General features: G+C 65.0%; 27 protein-coding genes. 12 read left to right on the top strand and 15 right to left on the bottom strand.

The features are described 5' to 3' along the window. Positions 1 to 6: 6 nt before the first annotated feature. Positions 7 to 1,353, bottom strand: coding sequence for a glutamine synthetase family protein (locus ACIPPQ_RS12345; RefSeq protein WP_446544386.1), 1,347 nt, complete (start codon positions 1,351 to 1,353; stop codon positions 7 to 9). A gap of 163 nt (positions 1,354 to 1,516) precedes the next feature. Between ACIPPQ_RS12345 and ACIPPQ_RS12350 the strand changes: the two genes are divergently transcribed. After that, positions 1,517 to 2,833, top strand: coding sequence for an aminotransferase class III-fold pyridoxal phosphate-dependent enzyme (locus ACIPPQ_RS12350; RefSeq protein ID WP_446544387.1), 1,317 nt, complete (start codon positions 1,517 to 1,519; stop codon positions 2,831 to 2,833). A gap of 11 nt (positions 2,834 to 2,844) precedes the next feature. Here the strand turns inward: ACIPPQ_RS12350 and ACIPPQ_RS12355 are convergent, their stop codons facing one another. The 4 genes from ACIPPQ_RS12355 to ACIPPQ_RS12370 form a co-directional block, all read right to left on the bottom strand. After that, positions 2,845 to 3,057 (bottom strand): hypothetical protein, encoded by a 213-nt coding sequence (locus tag ACIPPQ_RS12355; RefSeq protein WP_446544388.1) that lies wholly within the window; start codon positions 3,055 to 3,057, stop codon positions 2,845 to 2,847. A 225-nt stretch (positions 3,058 to 3,282) separates the two neighbouring features. Beyond that, entirely contained in the window at positions 3,283 to 3,546 is a 264-nt protein-coding gene (infA, locus tag ACIPPQ_RS12360) for a translation initiation factor IF-1 (protein ID WP_037515274.1), read from the bottom strand. A 4-nt stretch (positions 3,547 to 3,550) separates the two neighbouring features. After that, positions 3,551 to 3,757 (bottom strand): cold-shock protein, encoded by a 207-nt coding sequence (locus ACIPPQ_RS12365; RefSeq protein ID WP_446544389.1) that lies wholly within the window; start codon positions 3,755 to 3,757, stop codon positions 3,551 to 3,553. A 187-nt stretch (positions 3,758 to 3,944) separates the two neighbouring features. Then, positions 3,945 to 5,177: a sensor histidine kinase gene (locus ACIPPQ_RS12370; RefSeq protein WP_446544390.1), complete on the bottom strand. Its 1,233-nt coding sequence runs from the start codon at positions 5,175 to 5,177 to the stop codon at positions 3,945 to 3,947. 149 nt (positions 5,178 to 5,326) lie between these two features. Here ACIPPQ_RS12370 and ACIPPQ_RS12375 point away from each other — a divergent pair, with 149 nt between their 5' ends. Both ACIPPQ_RS12375 and ACIPPQ_RS12380 read left to right on the top strand, forming a co-directional pair. Next, the gene (locus ACIPPQ_RS12375; RefSeq protein WP_446544391.1) at positions 5,327 to 5,737 is read left to right on the top strand and encodes a hypothetical protein; all 411 of its coding nucleotides are present in this window, start codon (positions 5,327 to 5,329) and stop codon (positions 5,735 to 5,737) included. A gap of 60 nt (positions 5,738 to 5,797) precedes the next feature. Continuing rightward, positions 5,798 to 6,799 carry a fumarylacetoacetate hydrolase family protein gene (locus ACIPPQ_RS12380; protein ID WP_446544392.1) on the top strand — a complete coding sequence of 334 codons (1,002 nt, stop codon included), beginning with the start codon at positions 5,798 to 5,800 and terminating at the stop codon, positions 6,797 to 6,799. Between the two features lie 54 nt (positions 6,800 to 6,853). On the opposite strand, the gene ACIPPQ_RS12385 is transcribed toward ACIPPQ_RS12380, so the two are convergent. The 7 genes from ACIPPQ_RS12385 to ACIPPQ_RS12415 all read right to left on the bottom strand — a co-directional run bounded on the left by ACIPPQ_RS12385 (position 6,854) and on the right by ACIPPQ_RS12415 (position 13,906). Further along, positions 6,854 to 7,843 (bottom strand): type II secretion system F family protein, encoded by a 990-nt coding sequence (locus tag ACIPPQ_RS12385; protein ID WP_446544710.1) that lies wholly within the window; start codon positions 7,841 to 7,843, stop codon positions 6,854 to 6,856. A gap of 67 nt (positions 7,844 to 7,910) precedes the next feature. Next, entirely contained in the window at positions 7,911 to 8,876 is a 966-nt protein-coding gene (locus ACIPPQ_RS12390) for a type II secretion system F family protein (protein WP_446544393.1), read from the bottom strand. Positions 8,877 to 8,931: 55 nt separating this feature from the next. Next, entirely contained in the window at positions 8,932 to 10,206 is a 1,275-nt protein-coding gene (locus tag ACIPPQ_RS12395; protein ID WP_446544394.1) for a pilus assembly protein CpaE, read from the bottom strand. Then, on the bottom strand, positions 10,203 to 10,844 hold the full coding sequence (locus ACIPPQ_RS12400) for a CpaD family pilus assembly protein (protein ID WP_446544395.1): 642 nt from the start codon (positions 10,842 to 10,844) through the stop codon (positions 10,203 to 10,205). Before ACIPPQ_RS12400 ends, ACIPPQ_RS12395 begins: the two co-directional genes overlap by 4 nt. Positions 10,845 to 10,869: 25 nt before the next feature. Next, positions 10,870 to 12,336, bottom strand: a complete 1,467-nt coding sequence (locus tag ACIPPQ_RS12405) for a type II and III secretion system protein family protein (protein ID WP_446544396.1) — start codon at positions 12,334 to 12,336, stop codon at positions 10,870 to 10,872. A gap of 1 nt (position 12,337) precedes the next feature. Then, positions 12,338 to 13,369 (bottom strand): Flp pilus assembly protein CpaB, encoded by a 1,032-nt coding sequence (cpaB, locus tag ACIPPQ_RS12410; RefSeq protein WP_446544397.1) that lies wholly within the window; start codon positions 13,367 to 13,369, stop codon positions 12,338 to 12,340. Between the two features lie 54 nt (positions 13,370 to 13,423). Next, positions 13,424 to 13,906: an A24 family peptidase gene (locus ACIPPQ_RS12415; protein WP_446544398.1), complete on the bottom strand. Its 483-nt coding sequence runs from the start codon at positions 13,904 to 13,906 to the stop codon at positions 13,424 to 13,426. Positions 13,907 to 14,001: 95 nt separating this feature from the next. On the opposite strand from ACIPPQ_RS12415, the gene ACIPPQ_RS12420 reads away from it, so the two are divergent. Together ACIPPQ_RS12420 and ACIPPQ_RS12425 are read left to right on the top strand one after the other, a co-directional pair. Further along, positions 14,002 to 15,132, top strand: a complete 1,131-nt coding sequence (locus ACIPPQ_RS12420) for an NAD(P)/FAD-dependent oxidoreductase (RefSeq protein WP_446544399.1) — start codon at positions 14,002 to 14,004, stop codon at positions 15,130 to 15,132. Between the two features lie 92 nt (positions 15,133 to 15,224). Then, positions 15,225 to 15,401 carry a YegP family protein gene (locus tag ACIPPQ_RS12425; RefSeq protein WP_179496516.1) on the top strand — a complete coding sequence of 59 codons (177 nt, stop codon included), beginning with the start codon at positions 15,225 to 15,227 and terminating at the stop codon, positions 15,399 to 15,401. Positions 15,402 to 15,404: 3 nt separating this feature from the next. Here the strand turns inward: ACIPPQ_RS12425 and rnhA are convergent, their stop codons facing one another. From rnhA to ispH, 3 genes are read right to left on the bottom strand one after another with little or no spacing between them, the layout of a single operon-like run. Beyond that, positions 15,405 to 15,878, bottom strand: coding sequence for a ribonuclease HI (gene rnhA, locus ACIPPQ_RS12430; protein WP_446544400.1), 474 nt, complete (start codon positions 15,876 to 15,878; stop codon positions 15,405 to 15,407). Next, positions 15,875 to 16,837, bottom strand: coding sequence for a homoserine kinase (gene thrB / locus ACIPPQ_RS12435; RefSeq protein ID WP_446544401.1), 963 nt, complete (start codon positions 16,835 to 16,837; stop codon positions 15,875 to 15,877). Before thrB ends, rnhA begins: the two co-directional genes overlap by 4 nt. Further along, on the bottom strand, positions 16,837 to 17,817 hold the full coding sequence (ispH, locus tag ACIPPQ_RS12440; RefSeq protein WP_446544402.1) for a 4-hydroxy-3-methylbut-2-enyl diphosphate reductase: 981 nt from the start codon (positions 17,815 to 17,817) through the stop codon (positions 16,837 to 16,839). Before ispH ends, thrB begins: the two co-directional genes overlap by 1 nt. Positions 17,818 to 17,990: 173 nt before the next feature. Here ispH and ACIPPQ_RS12445 point away from each other — a divergent pair, with 173 nt between their 5' ends. From ACIPPQ_RS12445 to ACIPPQ_RS12475, 7 genes are all read left to right on the top strand, one after another. Continuing rightward, on the top strand, positions 17,991 to 18,662 hold the full coding sequence (locus ACIPPQ_RS12445) for a hypothetical protein (RefSeq protein WP_446544403.1): 672 nt from the start codon (positions 17,991 to 17,993) through the stop codon (positions 18,660 to 18,662). Between the two features lie 134 nt (positions 18,663 to 18,796). Further along, a complete protein-coding gene (gene argS, locus ACIPPQ_RS12450) occupies positions 18,797 to 20,524 on the top strand; it encodes an arginine--tRNA ligase (RefSeq protein ID WP_446544404.1) in 1,728 nt (575 codons plus the stop codon). Then, the gene (locus ACIPPQ_RS12455; protein WP_446544405.1) at positions 20,524 to 21,294 is read left to right on the top strand and encodes an SPOR domain-containing protein; all 771 of its coding nucleotides are present in this window, start codon (positions 20,524 to 20,526) and stop codon (positions 21,292 to 21,294) included. The genes argS and ACIPPQ_RS12455 overlap by 1 nt, the downstream gene beginning before the upstream one ends. A gap of 107 nt (positions 21,295 to 21,401) precedes the next feature. Beyond that, the gene (nagZ, locus tag ACIPPQ_RS12460; RefSeq protein ID WP_446544406.1) at positions 21,402 to 22,409 is read left to right on the top strand and encodes a beta-N-acetylhexosaminidase; all 1,008 of its coding nucleotides are present in this window, start codon (positions 21,402 to 21,404) and stop codon (positions 22,407 to 22,409) included. A 7-nt stretch (positions 22,410 to 22,416) separates the two neighbouring features. Beyond that, positions 22,417 to 23,202 (top strand): segregation and condensation protein A, encoded by a 786-nt coding sequence (locus ACIPPQ_RS12465; protein ID WP_446544711.1) that lies wholly within the window; start codon positions 22,417 to 22,419, stop codon positions 23,200 to 23,202. Beyond that, positions 23,199 to 23,792 carry an SMC-Scp complex subunit ScpB gene (gene scpB / locus ACIPPQ_RS12470; protein ID WP_446544407.1) on the top strand — a complete coding sequence of 198 codons (594 nt, stop codon included), beginning with the start codon at positions 23,199 to 23,201 and terminating at the stop codon, positions 23,790 to 23,792. The genes ACIPPQ_RS12465 and scpB overlap by 4 nt, the downstream gene beginning before the upstream one ends. Before the next feature lie 25 nt (positions 23,793 to 23,817). After that, on the top strand, positions 23,818 to 24,051 hold the full coding sequence (locus ACIPPQ_RS12475; RefSeq protein ID WP_327454591.1) for a twin-arginine translocase TatA/TatE family subunit: 234 nt from the start codon (positions 23,818 to 23,820) through the stop codon (positions 24,049 to 24,051). The last annotated feature ends 15 nt before the right edge of the window (positions 24,052 to 24,066 follow it).

Consider the following 24,066-nt stretch of genomic DNA (forward strand, 5'->3'; position numbering starts at 1 on the left):
CGCGAGTCAGACCCGCATCAACAGATGTTCGCGTTCCCAGCTCGACACGACCGACTGATAATTGAACAGCTCATAATCCTTCACCGCGAAGAAGATTTCGAAGAAATCGTCGCCGAGCAGATTGCGGACCTTCTTGCACGAGGCGAAGCGGTCGAGTGCCGCCTCCAACGTGCGCGGCAAGGTGCGAGCGCGGTTGTACGCGCTGCCCGTGATCGGCTTGGCCGGCACCATGCGGTCGACCATCCCGATATAGCCGCAGATCAGCGAGGCCGCGATCGCGAGATAGGGGTTGCTGTCGGCGCCGGGCAGGCGGTTTTCGACGCGGCGGTTGTTCTTGTCCGAAATCGGCACGCGGAACCCGCACGACCGATTGTCCTCGCCCCACTGGACATTAATCGGCGCCGCGCTGTCGGGGCGCATCCGGCGGAAGCTGTTCACATTCGGCGCCCACAGCGGAGAGATTTGCGGCATGTACCGCACCAGCCCGGCGATATAGCTGCGGAACATCGCGCTATCGCGGCCGTTGGCGACCGAAAACAGGTTCTTGCCGGTGGCGGCGTCGACCACAGACTGGTGGATATGCATCGCGCTTCCCGGCTGGCCCGCCATCGGGTTCGCCATGAAGGTCGCATAGACGTCGTGCTGCTTGGCGACATTGCGCACGACGCGCTTGAACAGGAAGACTTCGTCGGCGAGCCGCAGCGGGTCGCCGTGCTCGAAATTCACCTCGAGCTGCGCGGCGCCCATTTCGTGGATCATCGTGTCGATATCGAGCCCCATCAGCTCGCAATCGTCGTAGATATGATCGATGATATCCTCATATTCGTTCATCGCCTCGAGCCCGTAAGGCTGGCTCGCGCTCTCGCTGCGCCCCGACTGGCCGACCGGCGGGGTCAGCGGGAAATCGGGGTCGGCATTCTGCGAGACGAGGTAGAATTCGACCTCGGGCGCGATGATCGGTTTCCAGCCCTTCTCCGCATAGAGGTTCAGCACCTTTTTCAGGATCGTGCGCGGCGCAATCTCGACCTCGGTCCCGTCGCCGTTGAAGGCGTCGGCGATGACGAAGGCGGTCGGCGAGGTAAAGCCCGGCGCGACGCAGATCGTGCTCGGATCGGCGATCAATATCTTATCGGGATCCTTGTCCCATATGTCGTCGATATCTTCGGGATAGTGGCCGTCGATCGTGCAGATGAAGACGCTGCCCGGGATGCGCAGCGACTTGTCCTTGACCGAGGAGAGGAACTTCTTGGCGGGCAGCACCTTGCCGCGTTGGACCCCGTTGATGTCGGGGACGATACATTCGACTTCGTCGATCTTATGGTCGCTGATCCATTGTTCCAGATTGACTGACATGCGCCCCCGATTGGGCCGAGGAGTCGGCCCGTTGTGGAGCAGGCAGCGTATCTCATGGTTCGGCGATGCGCCAGAGGGGCCGTTATCGGCCATTTTCCGCATTGCCAGCGGCGCGGCACCCGGCCAGATTGCGCACTCGGTGAGGCAAGGGAGATGCGCGGCTATGCGGGGTGATAACGACCAACTGGCAAGCTTCTGGATGCCGTTCACCGCCAATCGTTCGTACAAGGCTAACCCGCGCCAGCTCGTGTCGGCGAGCGGGATGCACTACCGGAGCAGCGACGGACGGACGATCCTCGACGGCACCGCGGGGCTGTGGTGCAGCAACGCGGGCCATTGTCGCGCGGAAATCACCGACGCGATTGCGAAGGCGGCCGCGACGCTCGATTTCGCGCCGACGTTCCAGCTGGGCCATCCGCTGCCCTTCGAGCTCGCGCAGCGCGTTGCCGCGCTGATGCCCGAAGGGCTCGACCGGATATTCTTCACCAACAGCGGTTCGGAATCGGTCGATACTGCGCTCAAGATCGCGCTCGCGATCCAGCGCGCGAAGGGGCAGGGGACGCGCACGCGATTGATCGGGCGCGAGCGCGGCTATCATGGTACCGGTTTCGGCGGGATCAGCGTCGGCGGGCTCGTCAACAATCGCCGCGCCTTCGGCGGCGGACTGCCGGGTGTCGATCATCTTCGTCACACGCACGATATCGAGCGGAACGCCTTCGCGCGCGGTTTTCCGCAGCACGGTGCCGAGCTGGCTGACGATCTGCAACGTCTGGTCGACCTGCACGGCGCGGACACAATCGCGGCGGTCGTCGTCGAGCCGATGGCGGGTTCGACCGGCGTCCTCGTTCCGCCCGTCGGCTATCTCCAGCGCCTGCGCGACATCTGTGACAGGCACGGCATCATCCTGATCTTCGACGAAGTGATCACGGCGTTCGGCCGCGTCGGCGGCGCGACCGCGGCGGGAGTCTGGGGCGTGACGCCCGACATCATCACGATGGCGAAGGGGCTGACCAATGCCGCGGTGCCGATGGGCGCGGTGGCGGTGAAGCGCGAGCTCCACGATGCGGTGATCGACAGCGCCCCGGGCGGGATCGAGCTGTTCCACGGCTACACCTATTCGGGGCATCCGCTCGCGAGCGCCGCGGGGCTTGCGACGCTCGATCTCTATTCGCGCGAGGGCCTGTTCGATCGCGCGAACGAACTTTCTGCCTATTGGGAAGATGCGGCGCACAGCCTGAAGGGCCGGCGCCATGTCATTGACGTCAGGACAATCGGCCTCGTCGCCGGCATCGAACTCGAACCGCGCGCGGGCGCGCCGACCGCGCGCGCGATGGAATTGTTCCACGCCTGTTTCGATGATGGATTGCTGGTCCGCGCGACGGGAGACATCATTGCGCTGTCGCCGCCGCTGATCGTCGAAAAGTCGCAGATCGACGAGATGTTCGGGAAGATCGGGGAATTGCTGGGCCGCATCGACTGACCGGAAACCGGTCAGTCCGCGGTGCTATTCGCTTCCGCCTTGGCCGCGGCCGCTGCGACTTGGCGCGCGCGGGTGGCTTCGGTCTGGATCAGACGCTCGGCCATCGTGCGCCACGCCTGTTCGGCGCGCAGATTGCGGTCGCGAACCTGCGACAGCGTGCTCTCCGCCGCGTCGGCAGCGCATTTATCCGCCTGGATCAGGTAGAAATCGCTGGTGTTCGACATGACGGAAATCCTTGGGTTGGTTGGTTAAAGGTCGGCTTGCTGGAAAGTTAGTCGACCATTTGGGCGATCAGGCGGCGAAGTTCCCGCCGCGTCAGCGTCGGCGATCGCCGCGCTGGCTTGTCGGCCCGCGCGTCGATCGCGGAATAGGGCCGGAGAAGTGAAGGAAATGCATTCAAACTAAAGTTCATAATATCCTGTAATCATTGTTTTGTTCTGGTTGGGTATTCAGCGCCGGTTGCCCTTGCGGGGGCCGCCTCCGGCCGGACCGGCGCCGCGATCGCGATAAACGATGCGGCCTTTGGTCAAGTCATAGGGGGTCATTTCGACGCGAACGGCGTCGCCGACGACCGACCGGATGCGAAAACGTCGCATCCGGCCTGCCGTATAAGCGATGATCCGATGATCATTTTCCAGAATGACGCCAAAGCGCCCGTCGGGAAGGATTTCATCGATCTGGCCGTCGAGGGTCAGTAGTTCCTCTTTGGCCAAAAGATCAGGCCTGCTGGATGTTGACAGCGGCGGTCTTGCCGCGCTGGTCGGTTTCCAACTCATAGGAAACGCGCTGATCCTTGTTCAGCGTCGTCATCCCGGCGCGTTCGAGGGCGGTGATGTGGACGAAATTGTCGCCCGAGCCGTCCTCGTTGGCGATGAAGCCATAGCCTTTTTCGGTGTTGAAGAATTTTACGGTGCCGATCGGCATAGGTCGTTCCTTTCACGGAAGCGGAGTTACCACCGGCCGATGCCGATGGCGCCAGGTAGCGTGAAGATGGAAGTGTCCGCCGATCAGGCAAAAAAATCCGTCGCAGGCGACGATAGCTTTCGGAAGATGGGCGCTATCGGGTCAAAAGTCAAGGATAGGGCCCGATTCGCGCTTTCCCGACCACCGCTCAGCTCTCGCCGGACAGCGGGAATGTCACCGAAACACGGGTGCCTTTGCCCAGTTCGCTTTCGATATCGAGCTGGCCCTGATGGCGCTCGCTGATGTGCTTGACGATGGCGAGGCCAAGCCCCGTTCCGCCCACCGAACGGCTGCGCGCCTCGTCGACGCGGTAGAAGCGCTCGGTCAGGCGCGGCAAGTGGTCGGGCGCGATCCCGTCGCCCTCGTCGCTGACCGACAGGCGGATACGGCGGCCCTCGCGGGCAAGCTCGACGGTGACGGGCGTATCGGCATGGCCATATTTCATCGCGTTCGACACGATGTTGTGCGCGAGCTGTTTCAGCTGCGCTTCGTCCCCCAGCATGGGCGCAGGGTCATCGCCGAGCCGCGCAACAATGTCCTTCGCGCGCGCCTGTTCGCTGTCGCGCAATTGCATGATCGTCGTCTGGACGATGCTGGCGAGATCGACGGGCGTCGTCGGACGGCGAAAACGATCGGCCTCGACCCGCGAGATCGACAGGAGGTCGATGACGAGCTGCTGCATCCGCCGCGCCTCGCGATCGATGATCGACAGGAAACGATTGCGCGTCGGCGCATCGGCCTCGCCGTTCATTTCCTCTAATGTTTCGACATAGCCGAGGATGGCGGCGAGCGGGGTGCGCAGCTCGTGGCTGGCATTGGCGACAAAATCCGACCGCATCCGGTCGGCGGCGTCGATCGCGGAGCGATCCGACAGGAAGATGATCCGCTCGCTTCCAGAAAGGGTCGCCGTCCGCATCGTCCAGCGCTGCCCCGGGCGCGGAAAATCGACCAGGCTGATCGTGTCGAGCGGTGCGTTGCCGTCGATGTGCGAGAGCCAGTCGGTCGCGGCGGGATGGCGGATTGCGGTGCGCACATCGGCGCCGACGATATGCCGCCCGAGCAGCCGGATCGCGGCATCGTTGGCGATCGTGACGATATTGTCTGCGGTGCCGAGCAGCGGCTCCTTTTCCTGGTCGACCCAATGCGCAAAGTCGGGATGGCGAAGCAGCGACACGGGCGGCGCTTCGACCGGCGGCGAGGCGGTTCCCTGTGCGTCGGGCAGCGTCGTGGGGAGCGCGCTGTAAACAGTGGCGGCGGCAATAAAACCGGCGAGTAGCATGATCGCGATCGACAGCGGATCGCCGCCGGACAGCGCCGCAAAAATGGCCGCAATGGCGACGAGCGTCAGGGCGATGACCAGGCTGGACAGACGATCGAACATCGCGGCGGTGCGTCGCACGAAGCGATGCGGGGAGGCAAGGATGTTTACGGTAATTAACGCGACGTTTGCGAATGTCCCAAAGCGGGAAGTGTCGACGGCGCGGCGGTGTTTTGCTTTTCCTTGCGCCATCATTGGGTTATGCGCGCGTCATGGATGCGAGCGACAATCCCGCCGAAACCGGTGAGACCGGTGAAACCATTCCCACGCGCCGCCGGATGCTGGCGCTGGGCGCCGTCGGCGTGTCGGCCGCGCTGACGATCCGTCCTGCCTTTGCGCAGACCGCCGTGTCGGTGATGAATTGCCAGATCCCGGTACCCGGACCGACCGGCGCGGGCAAATATATCGACACCGCGGGCAAGCTGGTGCCCCCGGGCACCAAGGGCGCATTTCCGGGCTCGGCGCGTCCGTTCACCGGCGAAGAGGTCAAGCGGGCGTTCCGCGGTCAGACGCTGCCCGGAACGACCTACAACCAGTCGCAGGCCTACCTCCAATATATCCGGCGCTTGCAGGCGGGGCAGAGCGGCTTTACCTGTTTCGCCTCGATCACGATGTCGCGCTGATTGTCGCTCCCTTCTTTTGGCGATGTCGGTCCAGCCGCATCGTCAGAAAAAGGAAAATTCGTGAAACTAGCATCGCTCAAAAAGGGCCGCGACGGACGCCTCGTCGTCGTTTCGGATGATCTCGCTTGGTATGCCGACGCCGGCCAGATCGTCCCGACGATGCAGGCGGCGCTCGATAATTGGGCCTATGCCGCGCCGCGCCTCGCCGCGCTCGCCGAAGACCTCAACCATGACGCCATTCCCAAGGAACGGTTCCACGAACGCGACGCGGCTTCGCCGCTTCCACGCGCATATCAATGGGCCGACGGCAGCGCCTATGTGAACCATGTCGCGCTGGTACGGCAGGCACGCGGTGCCGAAATGCCCGACAGCTTCTGGCACGATCCACTGATGTACCAGGGCGGCAGCGACGCGTTCCTCGGTCCGCGCGATCCGATCCCGCTCGGCGATCCCGCGTGGGGTTGCGATATGGAGGCCGAAATCGTCGTCGTGACCGGCGACGTTCCGGCGGGGATTGATCCGGTCGCAGCGCGCAAGAAGATCCTGCTCGTCGGATTGACCAACGATGTGTCGCTTCGCGGCCTCATTCCGGCTGAGCTCGCCAAGGGCTTCGGCTTTTTCCAGTCGAAGCCGTCGAGCGCGATGTCGCCGGTGTTCGTGACGCCCGACGCGCTGGGCGATCGCTGGAAGGACGGCAAGCTGCACGGCACCTTGTCCGTCGACCTCAACGGCGAGCCGCTGGGGCGAGCCGACGCGGGCGTCGACATGACGTTCGATTTCGGCGCGCTGATCGCGCATGCCGCGAAGACGCGCGACCTTGGCGCCGGCACGATCATCGGGTCGGGTACGGTGTCGAACCGCGATGCCGATGGCGGTCCGGGCAAACCGATCGCCGCGGGCGGCCTTGGCTATAGCTGCCTGGCCGAGGTGCGGACGGTCGAAACGATCCAGCAGGGCGAGCCCAAAACGCCGTTCATGCAGAAGGGCGATACGGTCCGCATCTGGATGGATGACGATCGCCACCACAGCATCTTCGGCGCGATCGAGCAGCAGGTCGGCTGAACGAAAAAGGGGCGGGATCACTCCCGCCCCTTCGGTTCCTCGTTATCGGCCGGATCAGCCGCCGCCGAAGCTGCCGCCCGAGAGCGCGTCGCTGAGCGCGCACGACGCGGGCCCCAGAATGACGATGAACAGCACCGGCAGGATGAAAAGGATCAGCGGAACCGTCATGATCGCGGGCAGGCGGGCGGCCTTTTCTTCGGCGCGCATCATGCGTTCGTTACGGAATTCGGCCGACAGCACGCGCAACGCGCTGGCGAGCGGCGTGCCGTATTTTTCGGTCTGGATCATGGTCGTGACCACACCCTTCACCGATTCCAGGTTCACGCGATAGGCGAGATTTTCAAAGGCCTGGCGACGCTCGGTCAAAAAGCCGAGTTCGATCGAGGTGAGGGCGAACTCTTCGCCGAGTTCGGGATAGGCGCGGCCGAGCTCTTTCGACACGCGCGAAAAGGCGGAGTCGACGGTGAGCCCCGCTTCGGCGCAGATGACGAGCAGGTCGAGCGCGTCGGGCAGGCCCTTGCGGATCGCATCGGTGCGCTTCTGGCGCTTATTCTGCACGAAGAGGTCGGGCGCCTTGTAGCCAAGGAGCAGCGCGCCCATCGTGATGCCCGAACGCTTGAACGGCGTCATGTCCGGCCACATGTCGAGCCCATAGATCAGGAAAGCCGCAAGCCCGCCGAAAACGATGGGCAGCACCATGCGGCCAAAGATCACCGCGACTGCCAGGTCCTTCGACCGGATACCCGCCTGCGCCAGCTTCTGCTGGACGTCCTTGATCTGCTCTTCCTGCAGCACCTGGAGCTTGCCGAGGAAGGTCCGCATCTTGTCGGCATGCTGGTTCTTGCGAACCAGCCGGGCGCGGCGTTTGGCGGTCGAGGCGGTGATGCCGGCCTTGAGCTGTTCGCGGCGGTCGTTCAGCGCCTTGACGCGCTTGGTCATCGGATTGCGGACCGTCAGCGCGTTGTAGATGGCGAACAGGACGGCGAAGACGCCGACCGCGGCCAGCATGGTGCCGGCCCACACGACATCGACGCCGAGTATCATCGGGCCGGTCTGCGCGCCGGTGAATGCGGAAGAAAGAAGGAGGCTGCTGTTCACTTGGTCTGCCCCTTCAGATTTCGAAACTGATCATCTTGGCCATGATCCCGGCGCCGATGCCCATCCAGACAAGGCCGCCGAGGCCGGTCACGATCAACCGCTGTTCGGTGAAGAAACCCGCCAGATAGCTGGGGTTCATCGACCAGACGACGCCGAACACGAAGAAGGGCAGCGCGCCGACGATATAGGCGGACGCCTTCGCTTCGGACGACATCGCCTTGATCTTCAGCTTCATCTGCGCGCGCTTGCGCAAGACTTCGGACAGATTGGCGAGCGTCTCGGCCAGATTGCCGCCCGTTTCGCGCTGGATCTGGATCGTGATGCAGAAAAACTGGAACTCGGGCGTGCCGAGCATCTCTGCGGATTCCTGCAACGCGGCTTCCATCGTATTGCCGATGCGAATGCGTTCGACGACGCCCCTGAATTCTTCGCCGACCGGACCCGGCAGTTCCTGGCTCACCACCTGGAAGGTCTCGGTGACCGGCAAACCCGACTTCAGGCCGCGCACCAAAAGATCGATGGCGTCGGGAAAACGAGTGTTGAACTGCTTGACGCGCTTTTTGATCGCCATGCCGACAACCAGGTAAGGCAGGCCGAGGCTGATCATCAATCCGACGAGACCGGCCATGAGGATTGGCGCGCGAACGGCCAGCAGGCCGCCCGTGACGGCAACGAACAATGCCATCGAGGCAAACATATATTGCGTGACGGTCCAGCCCTTGCCGGTCCGGCGTATGCGCTTTTCGAGCTCTTCGCGGCGCGGCATCAGGTTCGTCAACGTCGAATGGCCCCGCGACGATGCGATCGTCTTGCGCATCTGCGCCGCCACCACCGCTTCGGTGGATGCGGCGTGCCGGTCCTTGACCGACGCCAGTCGCCGCGTCTTTGCCTTGCCGGCCGACGGCCCGCCAAGCAGGATCACGAGAAGGGCAAAGGCCAGAAAGGCTCCGGCGATGATAAGGATGACTGGCAGATTCATGACTGGCTGATGTCCGCTTCTATCGCTGGTGGAGGTGACGGCGCGCCCGGCGCTGTCATGCCGCCTGTTTCGCGCCCTTTTTCGTCATGAGCCCGAGCTTGCCGAGCAGCGATCCGCCCGACTTGCCTTTGCTCGCCGCGATCTGGGCATCTTCGGCTTCGACATCGGCGCCGTCGAGAATGAGGCGCGTCAGGTTGGTCCAGACCTGTGCCGATTTCGTACCTTTGCAGATTTCGGCATAGGATTTTCCGAGCTTGGCCGACTGGCTGACCATCTTGGGGTCGAACGGGATGACGATGTCGATCTGGCGTTCGATGGACGATTCGAACTCCTTGCGCGACAGTTCGCCGATGGCGTTCTGGAACTTGTTCGCGACGAGGATCACGCGCGCGCCAGGGACATTCTGCTTGAACCAGGACAGGAGGCGGATCGTGTCGCGCGCGGCGGCGAGCGTCACATCGCTGACGAGCAGGATCGTGCCCGCTTCCGACACGAGGTGCGGGAAGGGGATCAGGACCTGACGCGGGATGTCGACGATCGTCATCTCGAACGCGCCCCGAAGCTCTTCTTCGAGCTGGAAGAAGGCCGAACCGTCGGTCATCACCGGCTGGTGGATCGGGGCTTCGGCCGACAGCAGGCTGAGCTTGTCCGACGCCCGCACCATTGCGCGTTCGATGAACAGGCCGTCGATGCGGCTGGGATTGTCGATCGCGTCGATCAGGCCGCGGCCCGGCTCGAGGTCGAGCGTCAGCGCGCCGGTACCGAAATGGACGTCGAGATCGAGCAGCGCCGTCTGGCGGCCCGCCTGTTCGCTGATCGCCCAAGCGAGCGAGGTCGACACGAGCGACGCGCCGACACCGCCGCGAACGCCGACGACGCCCATCATGTGATGCGGCTTGTCGTCCGACATGTCGCTGTGTTTCGGCGCGGTGAGCATGGCCTGGGCCATGGTCAGCGATTCGCGCACCTGTTCGAGCGACAGCGGCTTCAGGAGATAATCCTGGATGCCGCTCGACAGGAGGTCGCGGTACAGGCGAACGTCGTTCACCTGACCAGCCGCGATCACCACCGTGCCGGGTTCGCAGACCTCGGCAAGGGCATTGATGTCGTTGATCGGGTCACCCGATTCCGACATGTCGACGAACAGGATGTTCGGGCTTGCCGACACCGACAGCGACTGCACGGCGTTGCGCAGGCCGCCCTTGTTACATTTTTCGATTGGCCAGCCCATGTCGTTGGCCGCGGCGCGGATCAACTCCAGCGTATCGTCGTCGCAGACGAAGGCGTTGAAGGGGTCACGCAGCCCCGCTGATTTGAAAGGAGCGTTCACTTGCTGTCTCCGCTCGTAGCGACGCCGGGCAATGCGCCGGCACCGGTCTGGGGTTTGGTGCGATAGGTCTTGATCGCGCGCGTCGCGGTGGCGGGATCGCTGCCCGTTTCGCTGGCGCCGCGGATCAGGTCATTGGGATCGGCAACCATCGAGGCGATGTTGCTGTTCACCGCGCAGCCATAATTCGACGAGGTCGCATTGACGGGATTGAGCGACGATTTGCTTTCCCAGTTCGGGCAACCGGGGACCGATGCCGTCGCGCGCGTCACGATGACGCGCAGATAACCCTGCGGCACGGCACCCGTCGTTACCGGGACCTCGGTACTGAGCAGCATGCCGCGGCGTTCGACCATCGAGCGGACGGTCGCCTGGGCAGAGCCGGCGCCATAGGCCGACCCGTCCTCGATCGCGACACGGTCGCCGTAGCGAACCCCCATCGCGTCGAACCATCCTTGCAGGCGGCCCTGTTCGCTGGGCGGCAATTCGCCGTTCGAGGCAGCGACGTCGAATTGATAAATGCTGTTGCGCACGACCGGCTGGTGCACCGATTCGAGGCTGCGGTTGCTATAGGCCGCGCCCGTGCAGCCCGCGAGCGACGTGGCGAGAGCCAGGACCGTCCAAGTTGCGATTTTCTTCATCACTTTGCTCCTGAAATCCGCCGCGTCACTTGATGCTGAAGCCCGGCGACGCGTCGCCGCTGCCGCGCGGGCGATCGGCATCGCCCACGTTGGTTTCCAGCCGCGGCTTCGGACGGTCGCCGCCAGTCACACCATTGCTCGTCTGACCGAGGAGCAGGCGCTGCAGGTCGTTCGAATCCTGGAAGGCATCGGTCGGCAGCTTGATCTCGTTCGCCGACACCGGCTGAACCAGATAGGGAGTCACGACGATCACGAGTTCGGTTTCGCCGCGGCGGAAGCTGTCCGATTTGAACAGGGTTCCCAGCACGGGGATGTCGCCGAGGCCCGGGATCTTGTCGATCGCCCCGATCGAACGATTGTTCAGCAGCCCGGCGATCATGAAGCTTTCGCCCGAACCCAGTTCGACTGTCGTTTCGGCGCGGCGGACGGTCAGCGCGGGGACCTGAAATCCCTGCATCTGGATCGCGCCTTCGGTCGAAAGTTCCGACACTTCGGGACGAACGCGCAGGCTGATCCGTCCGTTGGAGAGCACCGTCGGCGTATAGGCCAGGCTGACGCCATATTGACGATATTCGATCGTCGTCCCGGCGAAGTTGCCGGGGATCGGCACGGGGAATTCACCCCCCGCGAGGAAGTTCGCGGTCTCACCCGAGATCGCCGTCAGGTTGGGCTGCGCCAGGGTTGCGACCATGCCCGACCGTTCGCCGACATCGAGCGAGGCGATGAGGTCGAGGCCGAACAGGCGGCCGGCGCCGACGAGGCTGTTTACGCCGGGAGGCGTGTTAACGGTAAAGTTCGTGGTGCCGTCGGGGTTACGCGTGATCGTCCCTGCCTGACGACCGCTGAAGATGCCGCCGAGGAAACCCCCTGTGCTGTCGCGCGTCAGGACATTGCCGCTGATTTCCTTGACCAGCGAGCGGTTCACTTCGGCGATACGGACCTGCAGGTTGACCTGCAGCGGCGTCGCCGTCCGCAGGCGCGACAAGACCTTGGTCGGCTCGCCGACAAATGCCTGCACCAGCCGTTCGGCTTCGGCCGCGTCGTCGGGCGACTGGACCGTGCCGGTCAGGAGGACAAAGCCGTTCATCGTGTTCGCCGAAATGCTCGCGCCGGGCATGGCCAGCGACAGCATCTGGTCGATCGTCTCGATGTTGTTGCCGACGCGGGCGACGGTCGAAAAGACGACCCGGCCGCTGGCGTCGGTGGCATAGATGCTGGTCTCGCCAGGCTTCTTGGCAAAGATATAGAGCTGGCGGTTCGAGCGGACCTGGACGTCGGCGACACTGTCGTCGGCGACGAAGATGTCCGACATCGAGGCCGGCAGGCTGACGAGGCGGCCGCGGCCGACCGACAGGTCGATGCTGCTGCTGGCATTCTGCACAGCCTGGGCGTGCACCGGCGCCGAAGGTGCGGCGACCAGGGGGGTCGCGACCAGACCGATCGCCAGGGTGCGGGCCAAGGCTGTCGCCTTGAAATTGGCTTTGCTGTTCATCTTACTTACCCCCAACCGGAACGACGGTCATCTTGTCGCCGCGGGTCACGCGAACGACCGGACCGGCCGAAGCGGCGCCACCGCGATCCACATAGGACGGAGCCGAATTGGTGTTGCCCGGCACCTGCGGCGGCGACGAAACGCGGCCGCGAACCGGGATCCAGAAGCGCGACACGTCGCCGCCGGTCGTCGCCGACGAACGGCTCGCCGTCGGACGCGCTGCGGCTTCGGCCAGCATCTTGCGCTCGGCGACCGCGCCGCCCTTGGCGGGAACGTTGATCTCGCCCGAGGCGATGGCGCTTTCGAGGTCGCCGGTGCTTTCGGCGAGCGGACGCAGGGCCAGCGACAATTTGCCCATGTCCTGCGCGACCGCGATCTTTTCGGCGATTTCCGGCGTGGCTTCGAGCGTCACCGAGCCGAAGGTGCGAACCGGGGTCTTGCCCGTTTCATCCTCGGCGTCATAACGCTGGTCGGTCGCCAGCACGCGAACGTTGCGAACGATCGTTTCGGCGGTGAAGATCTGCTTGTCGGGATAGGCGCTGCCTTCCTGGACCTCGATCGTCTGGGCCAGCATCACGTCGACGCGGTCACCCGGAAAGACGAAGCCGGCGACACCCTGTTCCTGGCTGACCTTGACCGTCACGGCACGCATGCCCGGGCCAAGCGCCGCCGCGAGGAAGCCGCGATCGTCGGGGTGAACCAGCGCGCCTTGCGTCAGCGGCTGGCCGGCGGTGATCGGATAGCGCACGACGGTGCCGACCAACGTGTTCACGTCGGTCTTTTCCTTCATGAAATAGGCCTTTTCGACCAATTCCTTCGGCCAGGGCTGAAACCGGAAGCTGTCCGGGCCGATAATCGTGCCGACGGGGAGCTGCCGCGTCGCCACCAAAATCATCGGACCGGTAATTTCCGGTGCCGCCGCTGCACGAGCCTGCGGCGCCGCCGCCCCGCGCATCATCAGGTTGACCCCGAACGCCGCGCTGATGGCAATCACCAGCGCGCCGACGATCAGCATAATCTTTCGCGTATCCATGACGATTTTTCGCCTCCTCACACCAACCAGAACCGGCGGTGCTTGCCCTCAGCTTCAACCGATAGACTGAAACTGGTTAAGATATTGTTGGTGAAGCGCCCAAAGGCCTGCTGCGGCGATGGCGACCCCATAGGGAACCTCCGCCGCCTTTTCCGAAGGGCGCAATTTCATATAGATAAGCATGATGGCCGACAGGATTCCGCCGCCGACGGCCATCACGGTGAGCGTCGGCATGAACAGCGGCAGCGGGATCCAGAGCATCACCGCGCCGATCATTTTCACGTCGCCGCCGCCCATCGCGCCGATGGCGAAGAGTCCGGCAAAGACGAGGAACACGGCAAGCGCGGCCCCGAACTGGATCGGGACATCGGGCCATGCGGCAAGCCCGCTAGCGATCCAGAAGGGGATCGCGAGCAGCGCGATCGCCGCGTTAAGTTCGTTCGAAATGGTCCGCGACCGCAAATCGCTGATCGCGGCGGCAATCATCAGCACGCCGAGCAGGACCATCAGGCCAAGAGAGATTGTGCCGCTTTCCATCGGCTTTCTCCTACGCAACATGGCTTACCAAAGGGTAACCATGTCGCTCGGTACGCGCGGCTTGCATTCCCCGGTCCAGCGGATATGCGGCGGGCATGACCGATGCGCCGCCTTCCGCCACCGATGTGCTGATTGTCGGCGCCGGGATCGCCGGTGCGAGCCTTGCCGCGGCGCTTGCCCCCTGGCGCCGGGTCATGCTGGTCGAGGCGGAGGAGGCCCCCGGCTATCACGCGACCGGCCGATCGGCTGCTTTCTGGCATGAAAGCTATGGCGGCGCAGGGGTCCAGCCGCTGACCCGTGCATCGCTGGAGATGCTGGATAACCCGCCCGCCGAATTTTCCGATCGCGGCTTCCTGTTGCCGCGCGGAGCATTGACGCTGGGCCAAAGGTCGGAGGCGGCGGCGGTCGACGCCTTCGCCGCCGAGTTCGCCGCCCGGGGCGTCGATGTCGTGCGCCTGTCGGGAGCGGCTGTGGCGGAGCGGATTCCGGGATTGCGTCCCGAGTGGAGCGAGGCTGCTTACGAAGCGGCGTGCCGCGACATCGACGTCGGCGCCCTTCATGCCGCCTATCTTCGCGCGGCGAAGCGTGCGGGCGCGGTGCTGGTCACGCGCGCGCCATTGCGGCGGGCGCGGCGCGTCGGCGGCGGATGGGATGTCGAACTAGGCGACAAACGCATCCGCGCAGCTCTGATCGTCAACGCTGCGGGGGCATGGGCGGACGAGGTCGCCGCCGCCTGCGGCATCGCGCCGGTCGGCATCCAGCCCTATCGCCGGACGGTGATGCAGGTCCGGCTCGGCGTACCGGTCCCTGCGGACCTGCCGCTGGTGGTCCATGTCGGCGGTGAATTCTATTTCAAGGGGCAAAGCGAGGGGCGCGTCTGGCTGACCCCGCACGACGAGACCCCGACCGCGCCGCACGATGCCGCGCCCGAGGAGCTCGACGTCGCGCTGGCGATCGATCGGATGCAGTCGGTCGTCGACTGGCCGGTCGTTGCGGTCGAGCGCAAATGGGCGGGGCTGCGCAGCTTCGCGCCCGACCGTCTTCCCGTCTTTGGAGCCGATCGGCACGAAGGCGCCTTCATCTGGTGCGCGGGGCAGGGCGGGTTCGGTATCCAGACCTCACCCGCGATCGCCGCGTTACTGGCCGCGCAACTCGGCGCGCCGCCCCCGGCCGGTGCGATCGCGCGTATCGATCCGGCACCCTTTGCGCCATCGCGTTTCGGCTGAATGCGTCTGGCGGCTTGCGCGCGGTGAAACGACCGGCTTAACATGGGGTTGGCTGTGCCACCCCCGGCACGGCCTGACCTGTGGAGGATGGCATGGCCCATTATTTCGAGATCAAGAAGAACAAGGCCGGCGAGTTTGTCGCCTATTTCAAATATAACAGCGAACCCATCTTCTGGACTGAAGGCTATAGCAGCAAGGCCTCCGCAAAAAATGCCATCGAGTCGATCCTGAAGAACGGCCCGGGCGCGGAAGTTCGCGAAACCGAATGATCTTTAGCGCGCGGGCGCCCTGCGCGCCCGCGCAACTTCCAGCGCGGCGTCGCTTGCCAGCGTGTCGGCCAGTTCATTGTCGCCGTGCCCCGCATGGCCCTTGACCCAGATCCATTCGACCTTGTGCCGGGCGTTTTCCTTCACGAGGCGCTGCCACAGGTCGGCGTTGGCCACCGGCTTTTTCGCCGCGGTCTTCCAGCCATTCTTCTGCCAGCCGAAGACCCATTTGGTGATGCCGTCGCGGACATAGACGCTGTCGGTCGACAGTTCGACGTTGCAGCTCCGCTTCAGCGCGGCGAGCGCTTCGATCGCCGCCATCAATTCCATGCGGTTGTTCGTCGTATCGGGCTCGCCCCCCGACAAGGTTTTCACGACGTCGCCCCAGCGCAGAACGGCGCCCCATCCGCCCGGGCCGGGGTTGCCCTTGCACGCGCCGTCGGTGGCAACGATCACCGTCTTGCCCGAACCCTCGGTCATGCGGCGGCGAACAGGCTTGCGGCGTCGGCGGCGCTGTAGCGCTGCAGACGTGCCAGGAAAGGCGAGGGGTCCTTGCGTGTGACGAGCGCATCGGCGGGCGTGTGCACCCAGTCGTGCGCGCGGGTCAGCAGGAAGCGCAGCGATGCCCCGCGCGCGAGCAGCGGCAGCGCAGCGACCTCGGCTTCGTTCAACGCGATCTCGTGCGCATAGCCGCGCATCAACGCCCGTGCACGCGCCGGGTCGCAATGCCTTCCATCGGCCGAAAAGCACCACGACGCGTGGGTGATGACGAGGTCGTAGGCCCGAAAATCGGTCGCCGCGAAATAGAAGTCGATCAGCCCGGTGACGCGCTCGCCGAGCATCAGGACATTGTCGGGAAAAAGATCGGCGTGGATGACATGCGCGGGCAGGTCGTCGGGCCAATGCGCGTCGAGCCAGGCCAGTTCCTCGTCGACGATCGACTGCAGGCCCGGCAGTACGGCATCGAGATTTCCCGTCGCCTCGGCAACGGCCCGCCAGTGCTTGTGACCCATGCTGTTCTCGCGCCCGCCCACATAACCTTCGAGCGCGCGGTGCATCTGGCCGAGCGCGGAACCAGCCGCCTCGCACTGCCCCGGCGTCGGCTGTGTCAGCGAGATGCCGGGCAGAAACTGGATCACGCACGCTGCGCGTTCCGAAATCTGCTGGATCGCGACGCCGCTCCGGTCGCGGATCATCGCGGGGACCGGGCAATCCTGATCGGCGAGATGGTTCAGCAGGTCGACGAAGAAGGGGAGGTCGCCCTCGCTGACGCGCTTTTCGTAGAGCGTCAGGATAAAGCGGCCGCCTGTGGTTTCGAGCAGGAAATTGCTGTTCTCGACGCCCTCGGCGATCCCCTTGCACGAGACGACGGTGCCGATGTCGTATCGCGAAATCAGGGCGGCAAGGTCGTCGGGTTCGACGTGCGTATAGACTGCCATCAGGCTGTTTCGAGGCCGCGCGGCAGCTTGAACACCATATTCTCCTCGGCGGTCACGACGATATTTTCGACGATAGGACGAACCGATGCGACGGCGTCGATCACTTCGCGTACCAGCGTCTCCGGCGCGCTGGCGCCCGCCGTGATGCCCAGCGTGCCGATGCCCTGCAGCCACGCCGGATCGACATCGGTCCCGCGCTGGACGAGATGCGCGGGCGTCCCCAGCCGTTCGGCAACCTCGACCAGGCGCAGGCTGTTCGAACTGTTCGGTGCGCCGATCACGATCATACGGTCGCATTCGCCCGCAATCGCCTTGACCGCTTCCTGCCGGTTCGAGGTTGCATAACAGATGTCCTCGCCTCGCGGCCCGGAGATCGTGGGAAAGCGGTGCTGCAACGCTGCAATAATGTCGCGCGTGTCGTCGACCGACAGCGTGGTTTGCGTCAGGAACGACAGCATGTCGGGATCGGGCGGCGCCAGCGCGGCGACATCGTCGACCGATTCGACCAGCGTCATCGCGCCTTCGGGCAACTGGCCCAGCGTTCCGATCACTTCGGGGTGCCCGGCGTGGCCGACAAAGACGATATGGCGACCAGTTTCATGCGCGCGTTCGGCCTGGCGGTGCACCTTCGACACCAGCGGGCACGTCGCGTCGATATAGTCGAGCCCGCGCATTTCGGCCTTGGCCGGCACCGCCTTGGGCACGCCGTGCGCGCTGAAAACCACAGGGACGCCGTCGGGAACCTGGTCGAGCGATTCGACGAAAACCGCGCCCTTTGCCTTCAACGAGTCCACGACATAGCGGTTATGGACGATTTCATGCCGGACGAAGACCGGCGCGCCATATTTCTGGAGCGCGAGTTCGACGATGCGGATCGCGCGATCGACGCCGGCGCAAAAGCCGCGCGGTGCCGCGATCAAAACCCTGAGTTCTGCCGCTTCATTGCCGTCGGGGCGCGTCATCGGATGGGGAGCGTTCATAATGCGCGCGCTCTAGCGCAGCAGGCGCATTGCGGTAAAGCGGCTTCGTCCCCGTCTCATTGTCGTTCTCTTTGTTGCGCCTTGTTCATCGCACCGATAAGAAGCGGCGCGCATGAAGCGGGATCGACCGTCCCGACGCCTGTCAAAGCGCCTGTTTGGAAAGCCTGATTATCATGATGCCCATTTCGTTCCCGTCGCGTAAATTCCTGACCGTGCTGTGCGGCACGGCGGCCATGGCGATGGTGGCGGGTTGTGCGAAGGATAATGAAATCGACCTTGCAGGCGGTGTCGGCATCACCTCGACGCGCAGCGCCTGCCCGGCGGTGGCGGTTCCGTTGCACACCGGCGACATCACGCTGTTCGACCCGGCAACAAGCCGCGACGCGCGCGCGGTCGACGTCGTTGCCGCGATCACCAATGTGACGCCGCAGTGCAACGACGCCGGCGAAAAAGTCTATCAGCTTGCGAGTTTCGATGTCGTCGCGACGCGCCGCGATGCCGGGCCGGCGCGGACCGTCACGCTGCCTTATTATGCTACCGTCCTGCAGGGTGGCACGGCCGTCGTCGCAAAGCGGCTCGGTAATGTGGCGGTGACCTTTGCCGAGGGCCAGGTCCGCGGCACCGGCCGGGCGCAGGCGTCGGCCTATGTCGACCGCGCCGCGGCGACGCTGCCCGCCGACATCCAGGAACGCATCACGCGCAAGCGCAAGGCGGGCGATCAGGACGCGGCGGTCGATCCGCTCAGCCTGCCCGAAGTGCGCGCCGCGGTGCAGCGGGCGAGCTTCGAACTGCTCGTCGGCTTCCAGCTGACACAGGACCAGCTCGAATATAACGTCCGACGATAGGACCCGCGGCGGCGTTCCGGCGCCGTTCGCTTCTTCACGCCCTGCGCGCCGCCCGGTGACGCAGGGCTTTTCGCGTGCGCCAAGCTGCGATAGGGCGCGCGCAAGACTTTCCGATCGAAGATAGGCCAAGCCCCGTGACCCTGTTCAGCCGTTTTTCCGACCATATCGGCATCGCGCTCGACGCGCTTGCCGCCCGCGATGCCTTGCCCGCCGGTCTCGACCGGTCGGCGATCAGCGTCGAGCCGCCGCGCGATCCCGCGCATGGCGACGTTGCCACCAACGCCGCGATGGTGCTCGCGAAGCCCGCGGGCATGAACCCGCGCGCGCTCGCCGAACTGCTCGTCGCCGAACTCGGCGCGCTCGATGAGGTGACCGAGGCGAGCGTCGCCGGTCCGGGTTTCATCAACCTGCGCCTCGTCGACGACAGCTGGCGCGACGAACTCGCGCTGATCTTCAGCGAGGGCGGCGATTATGGCCGCTCGACGATGGGGCAGGGGCGCCGCGTCAACGTCGAATATGTCTCGGCGAACCCCACCGGTCCGATGCACGTCGGGCATTGCCGCGGCGCGGTCGTGGGCGACGCGCTCGCCGCGCTGCTCGAATATGCCGGGCATGAGGTGATCCGCGAATATTATGTCAACGACGCGGGTGCGCAGGTCGATGTGCTCGCGCGTTCGGTGCATATGCGGTACCGCGAAGCCCTCGGCGAAGAGATCGATGCGATCCCCGAGGGGCTTTATCCCGGCGATTATCTGATGCCCGTCGCAGACAAGCTTGCGGTCGAATATGGCGACCGGTTTGTCGGCGCGCCCGAAAGCGCCTGGCTCGGCCTGTTCCGCGCCGAGGCGGTCAGCGCGATGATGGACATGATCCGCGCCGACCTTGCGAAACTCGGCATTCATCACGACCTCTTCTCGTCGGAAGCCGAACTCCAGGCCGAAGGCAAGCCCGCCGCCGCCGAAAAATGGCTGCGCGAGCATGATCTGGTTTACGACGGCCAGCTCGAGGCGCCGAAAGGTGAGACCCCCGAGGATTGGGAGCCGGTGGAACTGCCGCTTTTCCGCTCGACGCAGTTCGGCGACGATCAGGATCGGCCGATCAAGAAGTCTGACGGCAGCTGGACCTATTTCGGCGCCGACCTCGCCTATCATTACCAAAAGGCGCAGAATGCCGACGAACTGATCGATATCTGGGGCGCCGACCATGCGGGCACCGTCAAGCGGATCAAGGCGGCGGTCGCGGCGCTCACCGGCGGCAAGACGCGGTTCGACGTCAAGCTGGTGCAGATGGTCCGCCTGCTCAAGAATGGCGAGCCGTTCAAGATGTCGAAGCGGGCGGGCAATTTCGTCACGCTCGCCGACGTCGTCGACGAAGTCGGCAAGGATGCGGTGCGCTTCACCATGCTGACGCGCAAGGCCGATGCGCAGATGGATTTCGATTTCGCCAAGGTCGTCGAGGCCTCGCGCGACAACCCGGTCTGGTATCTGCAATATGCCAATGCCCGGATCGCGCGGCTGCGCAAGAAGGCGGCCGATGCGGGGATCGTCCTTCCGGCGCCCGCCCCAGAGCGCCTCAACGCGCACGAACTTGGGCTGATCAAGCTGCTCGCGCAGTTCCCGCGGACGGTCGAGGCGTCGGCCTCGGCGCGCGAGCCGCACCGGATCGCCTTCTACCTCGCCGATGTCGCGGCGGCGTTCCACGCATGGTACAATCTGGGCAACGACGATCCCGGGCTGCGTATCGTGCTCGACAATGATCCCGAACTGACCGCGACGCGCCTTTATTTGGCCGATGGAATCGGGCAGGTTATCCGCAACGGGCTGAACCTGATGGGGGTCGAGGCGCTCGAGGAGATGGTTTGATGGCCGAGAACAGGGGCGCCGGGCAGGCGGATGCGGGGCTGGGACTGGAAGACGACGACCGTCTGCCATGGCTCGAAGCCGCCGACGGGTTCGAGGAAGACGGCGAAGTGTCGCCCGCGCGCCTGCTGGTGATGGTGCTCGGCGGGCTGCTGCTGATCGGTGCGGTGCTCGGCGGCCTGTGGTGGGTCCAGAACGGCGGCGCGCGCGGCAAGGGCGAGCTGATCGCCGCGCAGCAGGGTGACTACAAGGTCGCACCGAAGAATGACGGCGCGAAGACGTTCGACGGCGAAGGCGACGCCAGCTTCTCGGCCAGCGAAGGCGCCGAGCCCGCGGGCAAGGTCGATCCGACGCGGATGCCCGAAGAGCCCGCGGTGACGCCGCAGGAGCGCGAAGCGGCGGCGAAGAAGGTCGCTGCGGACAAGGCAGCCGCGACGAAGGCGGCGGCAGCCAAGGCCGCCCCTGTGGAGAAGGGCAAGCCCGCTGCCGCTCCGGTGAAAACCGCCGAAGCTGTTGCAAAGCCCGCGCCGGTTTCGAACGGGGCAATGATCCAGCTCGGCGCGTTCAGCAGCGCTGCCGCGGCCGCCAAGGCGTGGACCAATTTGTCGAAGCGTTTTGCCTATCTCGCCGAACTCAACAAGTCGGTGTCGCCCGCGAAGGTCGGCGACAGCACCGTCTATCGTTTGCGCGTCTCGGCGGGAACGGCCGCCAACGCCGCGAATTTATGCGGAAAATTGCGCGTTGCGGGTGAAAATTGCGTCATCGTTCGCTGATTCGGCCCGTTTGGCCGCAGACTCCGTTGGTGCAATGCTTCCACTATGGCATGATCATAGCTTGGCCGCTGTCTGAGGGGACGGCGACCGATGGAGTTTGACGTACGATGATACCCGCGATTTTTGGCCTGTCGGGCCTGACCCTCACCGACGATGAGCGCGCCTTTTTTCGCGGCAGCGACCCCGCGGGCTATATCCTGTTCGGGCGCAACATCGAAAACCGCGAACAGGTCCGCCGCCTGACCGACGAATTGCGGGCGCTCGACGGGCGTGCGAATTTGCCGATCCTGATCGATCAGGAGGGCGGCCGTGTTGCGCGGATGAAATCGCCCGAATGGCCAGCTTTTCCAAGCGGCGCGGCGTTTGACGCGCTGTACGAACGCGCGCCCGCGAGCGCGATCGAGGCCGCGCGGCTGAACGCGATGGCGCTCGCCGCCATGCTGTCGGAGGTCGGCATCACGGTCGATTGCCTGCCCCTGCTCGACGTCCGCCAGCCGGGCGCCAGCGACGTCATCGGCGACCGTGCGCTCGGCAGCGAGCCGATGCGCGTCGCGGCACTCGGCCGCGCGATCCTCAGCGGACTGCAGGATGGCGGCGTCGTCGGGATCGTCAAGCATATCCCCGGCCACGGCCGCGCCCTGCTCGATTCGCACAAGGAGCTGCCCGTCGTCACCGCGCCCGACCGCGATCTTCAGACCGACCTCGCACCCTTTGCCGCGCTCCGCGACGCGGCGATGGCGATGACCTGCCATGTCGTCTTCACCGCTTGGGACCCGGACAGGCCCGCGACGCTCTCCCCGCTCGTCATCGACAGCGTGATCCGCCAGCGCATCGGGTTCCACGGCCTGCTGCTCAGCGACGATCTCGATATGGAGGCGCTGTCGGGGGATGTACCCTCGCGCGCAGCCCGCGCGGTGGCCGCTGGGTGCGATATCGCGCTCAACTGCTGGGGCAAGATGGACGATATGGTCGGGATCGCGAATGCGCTCGATCCGATCAGCACCGTGTCGCGCGCGCGCCTCGAAGGCGCGATGGACCGTGTTTCGGGTGTCGGCGATGACCGGGCCTTTGCGACGCTGGTCGACCAGCGTGACGCGCTGCTGGCGACGGCCTGACCGGCTGATGGACGAACTGCCGCTCGATTTCGAGATCGCACCGGCAGCGCCCGAACGCGAAGACGCCTTGCAGCTTTCGCTCGAAAGCTGGGAAGGCCCGCTCGACCTCTTGCTGGCGCTGGCGCGTAACCAGAAGGTCGACCTCAAGCAGATTTCGATCCTCGCGCTGGTCGAACAATATCTCTCGTTCATCGCCGAAGCGCGCGAGCTGAAGCTGGAAGTCGCCGCCGACTATCTCGTGATGGCGGCGTGGCTCGCCTATCTCAAGTCGGCGCTGTTGCTCCCCAAGGACCCGCTGGAAGATCCGTCGCCCGACGAACTGGCGCTGCGCCTGCAACTGCGGCTTCAACGGCTCGCGGCGATGCGCGATGCGGCGGCGCGGCTGCTCGCGCGCGACCGCGTCGGTCGCGACGTCTTCCTGCGTGCAAAGCCGGAAGGACTGCGCGATGTCCGGGTCCGGCGGTGGGATGCGAGCCTTTACGACCTGCTTTCGGCCTATGGTCAGGTCAAGCTCCGCGCCGAGCCCGTCGTGCACATGGTTTCGCGGCGGCCGGTGATCACGCTCGACGCCGCGCTTCATCATCTCCAGCGTATGCTCGGGGTAAAGCTCGACTGGGCCGAGCTTTCTGATTTCCTGCCGCCGGACTATGACGGTCCGCTCCGCCGCTCGGCGATCGCATCGAGCTTTGTCGCCGCGCTCGAACTGGCGCGGCAGGGGCGGGTCGAGCTGAAGCAGGAGGGCGCGTTCGAACCGCTTTATCTGAAGGCCGCGGCAATGGGACAAGGGGCATGATCGACGATCTCGAACGCGCGATAGAGGCGATGCTTTTCGCCAGCGACGAAGCGCTCGACGCGCGGCAGGTCGCGAATCGGCTGGGCGGCGAGATGACGCCGGGCGACGTCCGTGCGATCATCCAGACTATCGCTGCACGGCACGCGGGCGGCGGGATCGAACTGGTCGAGCGCGGCGGGCATTGGCATTTCCAGACCCCCGCCGACCTTGCGCACCTGCTGCGCCGCGAACGCGACGATCCGCGCAAGCTGTCGCGCGCCGCCGCCGAAGTGCTGGCGATCGTCGCGTATCACGAGCCCGTAAGCCGCGCCGAAATCGAGGCGATCCGCGGCGTCCAGACATCGAAGGGGACGCTCGACGTGCTGATGGAGGCCGAATGGATCGCCCCCGCAGGGCGCCGCGAGGTGCCGGGGCGTCCGCTGATTTACAAGACGACCGACGCGTTTCTGCAACATTTCGGCCTCACGAGCCGCAAGGACCTGCCGGGCGTGGAGGATTTGCGCGCGGCGGGACTGCTCGACCCGGTCGATCTCGCTTTCGAGGAAGCGATGGGCGAACTGGACCTAGTAAAAGACGGCGAGGAAGCCTAGATAGCGGCCTCAAGGAGAATTTGAGATGGGTAGCTTCAGCATCTGGCACTGGCTCGTGGTCGGGATTCTCGTCCTGCTGCTGTTCGGCAAGGGCCGTTTTTCGGACATGATGGGCGATGTCGCCAAGGGCATCAAAAGCTTCAAGAAGGGCATGGCCGACGATGACGCGCCGACGCCCGCACCCAAGCACATCGAAGGCCAGCGCGCGCCCGATGCCACCCCGGTTTCGACCCCGACTGCCGAGCACGACAAGCTCTGATTGCCGTCCGCTTGC

This window comes from Sphingopyxis sp. LARHCG72 (assembly GCF_052871675.1).

What these genes read in the sequence shown, in the direction of transcription:
- ACIPPQ_RS12345 (WP_446544386.1), bottom strand. Translation starts at nt 1,353, where the DNA reads ATGTCAGTCAATCTGGAACAATGGATCAGCGACCATAAGATCGACGAA.
- ACIPPQ_RS12350 (WP_446544387.1), top strand. Translation starts at nt 1,517, where the DNA reads ATGCGGGGTGATAACGACCAACTGGCAAGCTTCTGGATGCCGTTCACC.
- ACIPPQ_RS12355 (WP_446544388.1), bottom strand. Translation starts at nt 3,057, where the DNA reads ATGTCGAACACCAGCGATTTCTACCTGATCCAGGCGGATAAATGCGCT.
- ACIPPQ_RS12365 (WP_446544389.1), bottom strand. Translation starts at nt 3,757, where the DNA reads ATGCCGATCGGCACCGTAAAATTCTTCAACACCGAAAAAGGCTATGGC.
- ACIPPQ_RS12370 (WP_446544390.1), bottom strand. Translation starts at nt 5,177, where the DNA reads ATGTTCGATCGTCTGTCCAGCCTGGTCATCGCCCTGACGCTCGTCGCC.
- ACIPPQ_RS12375 (WP_446544391.1), top strand. Translation starts at nt 5,327, where the DNA reads ATGGATGCGAGCGACAATCCCGCCGAAACCGGTGAGACCGGTGAAACC.
- ACIPPQ_RS12385 (WP_446544710.1), bottom strand. Translation starts at nt 7,843, where the DNA reads ATGATACTCGGCGTCGATGTCGTGTGGGCCGGCACCATGCTGGCCGCG.
- ACIPPQ_RS12390 (WP_446544393.1), bottom strand. Translation starts at nt 8,876, where the DNA reads ATGAATCTGCCAGTCATCCTTATCATCGCCGGAGCCTTTCTGGCCTTT.
- ACIPPQ_RS12400 (WP_446544395.1), bottom strand. Translation starts at nt 10,844, where the DNA reads ATGAAGAAAATCGCAACTTGGACGGTCCTGGCTCTCGCCACGTCGCTC.
- ACIPPQ_RS12405 (WP_446544396.1), bottom strand. Translation starts at nt 12,336, where the DNA reads ATGAACAGCAAAGCCAATTTCAAGGCGACAGCCTTGGCCCGCACCCTG.
- cpaB (WP_446544397.1), bottom strand. Translation starts at nt 13,369, where the DNA reads ATGGATACGCGAAAGATTATGCTGATCGTCGGCGCGCTGGTGATTGCC.
- ACIPPQ_RS12415 (WP_446544398.1), bottom strand. Translation starts at nt 13,906, where the DNA reads ATGGAAAGCGGCACAATCTCTCTTGGCCTGATGGTCCTGCTCGGCGTG.
- ACIPPQ_RS12420 (WP_446544399.1), top strand. Translation starts at nt 14,002, where the DNA reads ATGACCGATGCGCCGCCTTCCGCCACCGATGTGCTGATTGTCGGCGCC.
- ACIPPQ_RS12425 (WP_179496516.1), top strand. Translation starts at nt 15,225, where the DNA reads ATGGCCCATTATTTCGAGATCAAGAAGAACAAGGCCGGCGAGTTTGTC.
- rnhA (WP_446544400.1), bottom strand. Translation starts at nt 15,878, where the DNA reads ATGACCGAGGGTTCGGGCAAGACGGTGATCGTTGCCACCGACGGCGCG.
- thrB (WP_446544401.1), bottom strand. Translation starts at nt 16,837, where the DNA reads ATGGCAGTCTATACGCACGTCGAACCCGACGACCTTGCCGCCCTGATT.
- ispH (WP_446544402.1), bottom strand. Translation starts at nt 17,817, where the DNA reads ATGAACGCTCCCCATCCGATGACGCGCCCCGACGGCAATGAAGCGGCA.
- ACIPPQ_RS12445 (WP_446544403.1), top strand. Translation starts at nt 17,991, where the DNA reads ATGATGCCCATTTCGTTCCCGTCGCGTAAATTCCTGACCGTGCTGTGC.
- ACIPPQ_RS12455 (WP_446544405.1), top strand. Translation starts at nt 20,524, where the DNA reads ATGGCCGAGAACAGGGGCGCCGGGCAGGCGGATGCGGGGCTGGGACTG.
- nagZ (WP_446544406.1), top strand. Translation starts at nt 21,402, where the DNA reads ATGATACCCGCGATTTTTGGCCTGTCGGGCCTGACCCTCACCGACGAT.
- ACIPPQ_RS12465 (WP_446544711.1), top strand. Translation starts at nt 22,417, where the DNA reads ATGGACGAACTGCCGCTCGATTTCGAGATCGCACCGGCAGCGCCCGAA.
- scpB (WP_446544407.1), top strand. Translation starts at nt 23,199, where the DNA reads ATGATCGACGATCTCGAACGCGCGATAGAGGCGATGCTTTTCGCCAGC.
- ACIPPQ_RS12475 (WP_327454591.1), top strand. Translation starts at nt 23,818, where the DNA reads ATGGGTAGCTTCAGCATCTGGCACTGGCTCGTGGTCGGGATTCTCGTC.